This is a genomic window from Agromyces sp. P1_H4 (assembly GCF_056405255.1).
The window spans coordinates 1-10418 of record NZ_JBFUCL010000110.1 but is presented as its reverse complement, the minus strand read 5'-3'; the positions used below and the strand labels follow the sequence as shown (position 1 = coordinate 10418).

General features: G+C 71.7%; 7 protein-coding genes. 2 read left to right on the top strand and 5 right to left on the bottom strand.

The annotated features are described in order from the left end of the window. Positions 1-134: 134 nt before the first annotated feature. The gene (locus tag AC1DY2_RS08915) at positions 135-1442 is read right to left on the bottom strand and encodes an ABC transporter substrate-binding protein (protein WP_476762090.1); all 1308 of its coding nucleotides are present in this window, start codon (positions 1440-1442) and stop codon (positions 135-137) included. A 196-nt stretch (positions 1443-1638) separates the two neighbouring features. On the opposite strand from AC1DY2_RS08915, the gene AC1DY2_RS08910 reads away from it, so the two are divergent. After that, the gene (locus AC1DY2_RS08910) at positions 1639-3747 is read left to right on the top strand and encodes a beta-galactosidase (RefSeq protein ID WP_476762089.1); all 2109 of its coding nucleotides are present in this window, start codon (positions 1639-1641) and stop codon (positions 3745-3747) included. A gap of 160 nt (positions 3748-3907) precedes the next feature. After that, positions 3908-6109: a glycosyl hydrolase 53 family protein gene (locus AC1DY2_RS08905; protein ID WP_476762088.1), complete on the top strand. Its 2202-nt coding sequence runs from the start codon at positions 3908-3910 to the stop codon at positions 6107-6109. Positions 6110-6259: 150 nt separating this feature from the next. Here AC1DY2_RS08905 and AC1DY2_RS08900 read toward each other — a convergent pair whose 3' ends face one another. The 4 genes from AC1DY2_RS08900 to AC1DY2_RS08885 form a co-directional block, all read right to left on the bottom strand. Further along, a complete protein-coding gene (locus AC1DY2_RS08900) occupies positions 6260-7669 on the bottom strand; it encodes an HNH endonuclease signature motif containing protein (protein WP_476762087.1) in 1410 nt (469 codons plus the stop codon). A 137-nt stretch (positions 7670-7806) separates the two neighbouring features. Continuing rightward, positions 7807-9165 (bottom strand): hypothetical protein, encoded by a 1359-nt coding sequence (locus tag AC1DY2_RS08895; protein WP_476762086.1) that lies wholly within the window; start codon positions 9163-9165, stop codon positions 7807-7809. 89 nt (positions 9166-9254) lie between these two features. Continuing rightward, a complete protein-coding gene (locus AC1DY2_RS08890) occupies positions 9255-9473 on the bottom strand; it encodes a hypothetical protein (protein WP_476762085.1) in 219 nt (72 codons plus the stop codon). A gap of 442 nt (positions 9474-9915) precedes the next feature. After that, the gene (locus AC1DY2_RS08885) at positions 9916-10131 is read right to left on the bottom strand and encodes a hypothetical protein (RefSeq protein WP_476762084.1); all 216 of its coding nucleotides are present in this window, start codon (positions 10129-10131) and stop codon (positions 9916-9918) included. Positions 10132-10418: the final 287 nt, after the last annotated feature.

Sequence of the window (10418 nt, the reverse complement as noted above, 5' to 3'; positions counted from 1 at the left end):
ACGCCGCTGCGCGGGGGCCGGGTTGCGACCGTTGCGGTCATCGTCGGGTCCTTCCTGGTCCTGTCGTTGGCCTGAGCGAGGGGCTCGTGGCCGGGACGAGGGGGCACCGGCATCCGGCACCCCCTCGCCGTCGGCTACTTCACGACGGTGAAGCCGCTCGACTCGAGGTCGTCGACCGTGATCTGCTGCATCGCGGCGACCGCGTCGAGGAACGCCTGGCGCGTCTTCGACTCGGCGGCCTTCGCGAACTCGTCGTTGTAGGCGCTGAACGTGACGTTCACGTTCGGGCCGTACTGGAACGGCGCGACGGCCTGGGCGGCCTCGGCGGCGACGTCGTAGAAGTCGGGCTGGTTGCTGAAGAACTCGGGCGCCTCGGTGAGGGCGGATGCCGCGGCATCCGTCGACGCGGGGTAGATGCCGGTCTCGGTGACGAGCGCCTGCACCGCCTCGGGGTCGGTGTTCAGCCAGGTGGCGAACTTCACCGCGGCGTCGACGTTCTTGGACTGCGAGGTGACCGCCGTGGACGAGCCGCCCCAGTTGCCGTTCGACACGTCGGAGCCCCAGTTGGGCAGCGGCGCGGCCTTCCAGAGGCCCGCGGTGTCGGCGGCGTTGCCGCTCAGCACGCCGGGTCCCCAGACGGCACCGAGCCAGCCGGCCTGCGTGCCGTCGTTGAGGGCCGCGTTCCACTCGGGGGTGTACATCGGCTTGTTGTCGATGACGCCCTCCTCGACGAGTCCACCCCAGTAGTCGGCGACCTGCTGGGTGGGCTCCTCGTCGATGCCGACGCCCCAGGCGTCGCCGTCGATCGACCACCACTCGGCCTGCGCCTGCTGCGAGAGGCCGGTGAACCAGCCGGCGTCGTTCGACGAGAACGTGCCGAGGTACTTCGTGGGGTCTGCGGTGTGCAGGGCGCGCGCGGTCGCGGCGTACTCGTCCCACGTGGTGGGCACGGTGAGGCCGAGCTGCGTGAAGATGTCGTCGCGGTAGAAGAACATCATGGGGCCGGTGTCCTGCGGGATCGCGTAGAGCGCGTCGCCGCCGAGGGTGACGGAGTCCCACACGCCGTCGGGGAAGTCGCCCGACAGGTCGGCGGCGTCGGTGCCCGCGAGGTCGGCGAGCGCGTCGCTCGAGACGAGCGTGGGGATCTTCTGGTACTCGGCCTGGATCAGGTCGGGTGCGCCGCTGCCGGCCTTGATGGCGGTGAGGAGCTTGGTGATCGCGGGGTCGCCGCCGTCCTGCTTGTTCACGGTGACCTGTATGTCTGGGTTCTGGTCGTTCCAGAGGTCGACGACCTTGTCGAGGTTGGGCGCCCAGGCCCAGTAGGTGAGCTCTACCGGGTCGTCGGCGCTGCCCCCTGAGCCGGTGTCGGCCGAGCAGCCCGTCATGATCAGCGCCGCGGCTGCAACGGCGGCGATGGCGCCGGTGCGGAATGCTGCACGCATTCGTCCTCCTTGTCGAAAGCTGTGATTGCGGATGCCCGTGGGCGGTGCGCGATCGAGAAGGACTGCGCTGTGCCTGTGAGCGATCCCAGTAACGCACAGCCCAGCTTTTGTGTCAACTCCTGAGTCTGCCGATGGTGCAGTGCAGTGCTGCTGTGTTACAACTGTGACCGCACACAGTTTCAAGGGAGAACGCTCCATGCCTTCGAAGACCGCGCCGGACACGGCTGCCGCACCGGATGCCGCCGCCATTGGGGCCACGGCCACCGCACCGGATGCCGCCGCGGACGCCGCCGCGCGCAGCGGTTGGATTCCCGGCACCTCGGCGATCCGCTTCGGCGGCGACTACAACCCCGAGCAGTGGACGCGCGAGACCTGGCTCGAGGACATCGAGCTCATGCGCGAGGCGGGCGTCAACCTGGTGAGCGTCGGCATCTTCTCGTGGGCGCTGCTCGAGCCGCGCGAGGGCGCGTATGACTTCTCGTTCCTCGACGAGGTGCTCGACCTGCTCGCGGGAGCGGGCATCGACGTCGACCTCGGCACCCCCACGACCGTGCCGCCGGCCTGGTTCTGGAAGGCGTACCCGCAGGCGCGGCCCGTGACCCGCGAGGGCGTGATGCTCGGATTCGGCTCGCGCGGCATCGTGTCGCCGAGTTCCCCCGAGTACCGGCGCGCGGCCGCGGCCATCGCCGAGAAGCTCGCCGAGCGATACGCGCAGCACCCCGCCGTCGTGATGTGGCACGTGCACAACGAGTACGGGGCGCCGGTCGCCGAGAGCTTCGACGAGGCATCCGTGCTCAATTTCCGGCGCTGGCTCGAGCGGCGCTACGGCTCGCTCGACGCCCTCAACGCCGCGTGGGGCACGACGTTCTGGGGCCAGGTGTACGGCGCCTGGGACGAAGTGGATGCCCCGCGGCAGTCGGCGAGCGTGTCGAACCCGGCGCACCAGCTCGACTTCAAGCGGTTCAGCTCGGACGCGCTGCTCGAGTGCTTCGTGCTCGAGCGCGACGCGATCCGCCGGCACGCGACGCAGCCGATCACGACGAACTTCATGGCCACGAGCTGCCCCGCGATCGACTACTGGCGCTGGGCGCCCGAGGTCGACCTCGTGTCGAACGACCACTACCTCACGGCCTCGCGCGCCGACGCGCACGTGATGCTCGCGATGGACGCCGACTTCACCCGCTCGCTCGCCGGCGGCAGGCCGTGGGTGCTCATGGAGCACTCGACGTCGGCCGTGAACTGGCAGCCGCGCAACGTCGCGAAGCGGCCCGGCGAGCTCGCGCGCAACAGCATGTCGCACCTCGCGCGCGGCGCCGACGCGATCATGTTCTTCCAGTTCCGGGCGAGCAGGTTCGGCGCCGAGAAGTTCCACTCCGCGATGCTCCCGCACGCCGGGCGCTCGTCACGGGTGTGGAACGAGGTGGTCTCGCTCGGCGACCTGGTGGGCGACCTGTCGGAGCTGCGCGGCAGCCGCGTCGAGGCATCCGTCGCCATCGTCTGGAGCACGGAGTCGTTCTGGGCGCAGGAACTCGAGTGGCGGCCGTCGGTCGACCTCTCGCACCGGGAGCGGCTCGAGGCGTTCTACGCCGAGYTGTGGAAGCTCGGCGTGACGGTCGACTTCGTGCACCCGTCGCAGGGCCTGTCGGGCTACGCGGCAGTGTTCGCGCCGTCGCTGTACCTGCTCGACGAGGCGTCGGCGGCGAACCTGAGCGCCTACGTCGAGGGCGGCGGCGTGCTCGCCGTGTCGTACTTCTCGGGCATCGTCGACGAGTTCGACGCGGTGCCGGCCGGGCCGTTCCCGGGCCGGCTGCGCGACGTGCTGGGGCTCACGATCGAGGAGTTCCAGCCGCTCCGCGAGGGCGGGCGCGTCGCCGTGACGGGCGGGGCGGCGGGCACGGTCTGGACCGACGAGATCGTGCTCGAGGGCGCGGCATCCGTGGAGCACTTCATCGACGGACCGGCCGCCGGACGACCCGCGATCACGCGAAATGCGCTCGGCGACGGAGCCGCCTGGTACCTCTCGACGCGGTACGAAGGCGCCACGCTCGGCGCCTTCATCGACGACGTGCTGGCCGACGCGGGGCTGACGGTCGTGCCGCCGCCGACGGGGCTCGAGCGGGTCATCCGGGTCGCCGACGACGGCACGCGCTACCTCGTCGCGATCAACCACGCCGAGCGCGATGCCGTGATCGATGCGCCGGGCACGGATGTCGCGACCGGCGACGTGACGGATGCCGCGACGCTCGTGCGGTCGGGCGCGACGCGGGTCATCCGGCTTTCGGGCGCCGCGGCCGCCGCGAGCTGACGGCTCACTGCCACAGCTCACCACCGCCACCCACAACTCCATACCCACAGCACCACCGCGTTCGGTCCACCCGGACGGAACGACACCGCAGCGTCGCGGACCCGTTCGCCCTCCGGGGCGGCGACCCTCGAGGCTGCCGAACCCAGAGGGAGCACGCATCGTGCAGAGACAGTTCAGACGAGCGGGGGTCGTCGCGTTCGCGGCGGCGCTCGCCACCCTGGTCGCGGTGCCCGCGGGCGCGTCGGCGGCCGTGGCATCCGAATCGACCGGGGCATCCGACCAGGCCGCCCCAGGCGACGGCCCCGTCGACGCCGGCATCTTCGTGCAGAAGGTCGACGGACTCGCGTCCGACTTCGTGAACGGCGTGGATGTCTCGAGCGTGTTGTCGCTCGAGGAGAGCGGCGTCGTGTTCCGCGACGAGTCCGGGGCGCCGGCCGACCTGTTCGACGTGCTCGCCGACGATGGTGTGAACACGGTGCGCATCCGCGTGTGGAACGACCCGTTCGACGCCTCGGGCCGGGGCTACGGCGGCGGCAACGTGGATGTCGCACGCGCGGTCGAGATCGGCGAGCGGGCCACCGCCGCGGGGCTCAGCGTGCTCGTCGACTTCCATTACTCGGACTTCTGGGCGGACCCCGCTCGCCAGCTCGCGCCGAAGGCGTGGGCGGGACTCTCGGATGCCGAGACGGTCACCGCGCTGCACGACTTCACGGCCGACGCGTTGCAGTCGTTCGAGGACGCGGGGGTCGACGTCTCCATGGTGCAGGTCGGCAACGAGACGAACAACGGCATCGCGGGGCACGCCCGTGCGGGCACCGCGATCGACGCGCAGTTCGCGGCGCTCGTCTCGGCGGGCAGCGCGGCGGTGCGCGAGGTGCTGCCCGACGCGCTCGTGGCCGTGCACTTCACGAACCCCGAGACGCCCGGACGCTACGCGACGTATGCCGCGGGCCTCGCGTCGTTCGGCGTGGACTACGACGTGTTCGCGAGCTCGTACTACCCGTACTGGCACGGCACGGCGGAGAACCTGACGGCGGTGCTGTCGCAGATCGCGACGACGTACGGCAAGCAGGTCATGGTGGCCGAGACGTCGTGGGCGCGCACGCTCGACGACGGCGACGGCTACCCGAACGTCATCGGCGCCGACACCATCACCGACCAGTACCCGGCGAGCGTGCAGGGCCAGGCCACCGCGCTGCGCGACGTGATCGCGGCGGTGTCGGCCGTCGGCGACGCGGGCATCGGGGTCTTCTATTGGGAGCCGGCGTGGCTTCCGGTCGGTCCGCCGTCGGCGGTCGAGGCGAACCGGCTGCTGTGGGAGCGCGACGGATCGGGCTGGGCGACGTCGGCGGCATCCGACTACGACCCGGTGCACGTGGGCGAGTACTACGGCGGGTCGGCGTGGGACAACCAGGCCCTCTTCGCGTGGGACGGCACGCCCGTCGAGTCGCTGCGCACGTTCGAGTACGCGCGCACGGGCGCGGTGGCTCCGCGCGAGATCGTGTCGGTCGAGCAGGTCGCGCTGTCGGTGACGGATGGCACGCCGGTGTCGTTGCCCGCCACGATCACGGTCACCTACAACGACGGCACCACGGAGCATCCGTCGGTCGCGTGGTCGAAGGCCGTGTCGTGGATCCGGGGGCCGGGCGAGTACACGATCCCGGGCATGACTTCGACGGGGCTCGCCGTGGAGGCGTCGGTCACCGTACTCGCGGCGAACCTCGTGCAGAACGGGTCGTTCGAGTCGGCTGACCTGGGCGCCTGGACCCTCACCGGGCCGGCCGCTCGGACGCAGACGGGTGACGCGTCGGACGGCGACTACGCCGTCACGTTCTGGAACGGCACCCCCTACACGGCGTCGTCCAGGCAGCGCATCACGGGCGTGCCGGCGGGCACCTACTCGCTGCAGGCGACGACGCAGGGCACGGGTTCGCCGGCGGGAGACTCGCGCGTGCTGTCGGCGACGACGTCGGCGGGCACGGTAAGTGCGCCGCTGTCGTTCACGGCGTGGAACGAGTTCCACACCGCCGTGGTGCCCAACGTCGTCGTGGGTGCCGACGGGGTCGTCGAGATCGCGGCGTCGTTCGCGCTGTCGGCGGGTGCGTGGGGCGTGTTCGATGACGTGCGGCTCGTGGCGGCGTCGGTGGCGGTGCCGGTCGACACGACGGCGCTTGCGGCAGCGCTCGCGTCGGCTGCCGCGGTCGACCGCTCGCTCTATACGGATGCCTCGCTCGCCACGCTCGACGAGGCGGTCGCGATCGGCGAAGTCGTGATAGCGGGTTCGACCGCGACGAAGTCCGAGGTCAAGGAGGCCACGAAGCTCGTCGAGAAGGCGGTGAAGAAGCTGAAGCGCGTGAAGTAGCGCCGAGTCCCCTTCTCACCGCGGCCCCTCCAGGGTGGGCGGATGCCACGCGGCATCCGCCCACCCTCATGCGTGTTCCCCTCACGCATCACGCATCACGGCAACACGCATTCCGCATCTGCCGCCCCTCATGCCCTCGCCCTCACCCCGTCACGCCGCAGGCTGTTTCTCGCGCCGCCGGTCACGCTGATCGGCGAGCCGCGTCGGGGACTTCGTGACCGGGCGCCAGCCGCCGCCCGGGTCGAGCCAGGCGGGAGGGCGGATGTGCGGCACGCCCCGCAGCATCCGGATGGCCCACCCCGAGGTGTCGATGGTGCGGTGATGGAACCAGCACAGGAGCACGCCGTTGTCGGGGTGGGTCGGGCCGCCGTCGGCGTCGGGGATGACGTGGTGGATCTCGCACCAGGCGGCGGGCACGGAGCACCCGGGAATGAGACATCCGCCATCGCGCACGGTGATCGCCCGACGCTGGTGCGGCGTGAAGCAACGCTCGGGGGAACCGAGCCGGATGATGCGGCCGTCGTCGTCGAAGACCACCGACTGGGTGCCGCCCGTGCAGATCATGTGCCGCGCCGCGCGAAGCGAGATCGGAAGGTCGACACCGTCGGCGTGCGCCACGCCGCGTTCGGCCGCGAGGTCGGAGGCACGCACGCTCACGAGCACGGTCGGCGCTGCACCGCCGATGGTCGGGTGCTCGCCCGACCGGGCGGCGGTGTCGAGCGCCGCCGCGAGCACGTCGTGGCGCTGCTGATCGGCGGTGCGCTGCTCGCCCGACTCGGCGAAGCTCGCGCGCTCGTCGTCGGTGTGGAAGCCGAGGCCGGCGCGAGGCGAGAGATGCGCATCGAAGAGTCGTGTGAGCCTCGCCGCGACCTCGGGCATGAGCTCACCGGTCAGCGGCACGAGTCCGTTGCGCGCTCGACCGAGTCGGAGCCCGCGGCGGCGCATCGCACGCTCGTCGTCGGGCTCGCGGCCGTCTTGATCGAGGAACGTCGACCACGCCTGCGCCTGCACCCGCAGCTCGTCGGAGGTGCAGCGGACCGGCCCGCCGTCGCCCCGCCCGAGCGCCTCGCCCACCAGCGCCTGCTCGGCGGCCGCGAACTCGACCGGGTCTGCGTGGGGACGCGCTCGGTCGAGTTCGCGGATGATCGTGCCCGCGGCATCCGCCCCGAGTTCTCCCGCGGCGAGCGCCGCAGCGACCTGCGGGAACTCGGGCTCGATCGGCTCGCCCGAGAAGCCGACGCGCGCCCGAGTGGCCGACCCGAGCGAGATGCGGCGTCGCGCCTCGAATGCCGAGACCTGCGTGACCCGTTCGAGGAGCTCGGCGGCCGACCGGCAACCACGGCGCGTGGAGAGGCGCTGGTCGCCGAGCTCGACGCGCGAGCGCTCGCCGACCTCGCCCGCGAACGCCGCTCGACGCGCATCGACGACGCGACCCAGCGCCTCGAGCGCGCTCACGACGGCGAGGAGCTCGTCGTCGCGCAGGCACGACGCCTCATCGAACCGGAGCACGTCGCAGAGCCTCGAGCGGAGCTGCTCGAGCGCGTCGGGTATGCCGGTCATAGGACCATTCTCACGGGCACCACTGACATCGGACTGGCCCGAAAAGCGCCGGTCAGCCTGTGTATTCGGTGCGTGGATCGCGGCCTGTGGAGGACAAGTCCTCCGACTCAGTTCGCCCCGACTCAGTTCCCCGCGACTCAGTTCCCCCCACCGCCGTCTCCTCCGCCGCCACCGCCGTCGAAGCCGCCGAACCCGCCGCCATCGCCGAAGCCGCCACCGCCGCCCCCGCTGTCGAACCCGCCGCCGCCGCCGAACGCGCCCCCGTCCCCGCCTCCGAAGCCGGACGCCCACGCCCCTCCGCCGTCGCCCGCGAAGTACCCGCCACCCCACCCCCATCGGGTGTCCCCGATCATCGGCACGCCGAAGCGCGAGTCCTCGCTCCGCCTGAGCGCACCGCCGCCGACCACGATGGGCTGCGACAGCTGGGTCGACACGATGGTGAGGCATGAGGTGAGGCGCTCGGCCGAGAACGGCGCGGTCGAGCGATACCAGGCGGGCGGGTCATCCGACGCTTCGGATTCCTCGGCGAAGCGGCGCAGCACGGATGCCTCGTCGAAGAGCACCGCCCAGGGCAGCAGCTTCTGGCCCATCGCAGCCGTCGTGACCTCCGTGCCCGCGACGACCTCGCGGAGCTCGTTTGCCCGCTCGCGAAGGTGCAGTCCGGCGTCGTTCAGGGGGATGAAGCGCGGGAGGAACACGCGCAGGAGCAGCGACACCCCGCCGATGAGGATGGCGCTCCAGGCGATGGAGTTCGTGGCATCGTCCCCGAAGCTCAGCGCGAGCAGGCCGAAGCCCAGGCCGGCGATGCCGCCGATGGTCGCCGCCCGGAGCCGGCCGCCCGGGCGCCGCTCGCGATACCAGCCGGCAGCGTCGCGGAATCCCTCGCGGGTCACCGTCAGGAGCGGCCCGTTGTCCTTCACGACGCGGTCGACGTCGACGCTCGCCCCGGGCCGCAGCATGAGCGACCCGCCCGAGAGTCCCGGCGCGAGCATGGCGAGCAGGGTTCCGTCGGAGCGGTCGCCCGCCTCGGCATCCGTGCGGAACACCGACAACGGGAACTCGCCGTCGTACACGAGGTGGATGTCCTTGGCCTGCCCCGCGGCATCCGCCGCATCGGCCGCGCCAGCGGCCTCCCCATCACCGCTCCGGATGCGGCGCCGATCCTCGATGCCGATGACCCCGTTGGCCGCCAGCATCATGACGGTCGCCGGCAGCCACCGCCCCGCCGCGGCGCCCGAGACGAACCCGACCGGAAGCAGCCCCGCGGTCTCGGGGTCGGTGACCGCGAGGCTCGTGCCGCGATCGGGCCTGCGAAGCCACCCGACGACGAGCGACCCGACGCAGACCGCAGCCGTCAGCGACCCCACGAGGGCGAGCAGCGGGAGCACGGCCAGCCCGAGCTCGGTGCTCGCGGACACCGCCATCGGGTCAGTGCTGCCGGCGTCGGCGAAGTCATCGATGACCTGCCGCAGCGCTGCGACGATCGTGCGTCCCATGAGCGGAGGCTACTCGACTTCGGCCTCGCTCGGCGAGGGCGCGCACCACCCCTCTTCGGGCAGGTTCGGACTCGTGAGCACCCGCCCTGTCAGTGCGCGACCGGCAGCCCCTGAATGGGGTCGTGCTGGCGTCCGCGCCGCCACTCGGCGAACCGGTGCCCGAGCCCCTGGCCGTGCCGCTGCAACGACCGCTCGCCGTCATCGGCGCGACGCTCGGCGGTGATGCGCCGCTGCTCGTTGACGCGAGCTGCGACGAGCTCGTCGTGGGTCTGGAGCGTCTGTGCGACGAAGACGTATGCGAGTTCCATGGTGCCGATCCCTTCGGGCCTTCGCGGTCATGTTCCGGCCGCTGAGATCAGACTCCTCGCTGAGGTGGGGTCGCCGTATCGGGCGGGTGCCCTATGTTTCACGCGCACGCAGGCCGGCAGGTACCTCAGACGGTGCGCGGCCACCTCAGACGGCGAGGCCGATGCCTCAGACGGCGCGCGGATGCCTCAGACGCCGAGCGGATGCCGCCGCGCCGACGCCACGGGCCGCCCATGCGGCATCCGTGGTGATCAGGTCTCGGTGGCGGGTGGGACCAGCCGTGGTCTGCTTGGCGCAACCTCCGATGGGGGGATGGAGGCCGCCTGAAACCCAGTGCTCCCGCTCTTCTCTCACGACTCGACCGGACCTGTCACGAGTTACGACCCCGCAGGCCGCGAAGTTGTGACGGACCTCATGCGAAGGCGACGGATGCCGCCGACACCGCTAGTCGCGCGGCGTTCGGTGCCCGCCGCCGAGGTCGAGGTCGTCGCCGGCCTCGAGGTCGGGACCGTCGCTCTCGGTGATGTTCGCGCCCTCCCAGAACGGGTCCACGCCGAGCTCGCGGGCGTGCTCCTCCTTGAGGCGCGCCTGCTCGCGCGCGCTGTCGGCGACCCCGCGCTCGTCGGGCGGGTCCTGGTCGCGTCCCCTGCTGTCGCTCATGCTCGACCTCCTCGCCGGGTTGGTACAGCCCGTTCGCCCAACAGGGTAGTGCGACGGATGCCACGCCGCATCCGTTGACCCCAGCCGGCGGTAACCGGCCTAGCCTGAACCCGTGACCCGCATCGCCGGAACCGCCACGTCCGCGCTCGCCGCCAGCGCGCTGGCCCTGCTCCTCACCGCCTGCACGGGCGGCGGCACCACGCCGACCACTCCGCCGGCGACCTCCGCGACGCCCACCCAGACCGCCACGCCCACCGCGCCGGCCACCCCGACCGCGCCGGCGAGCG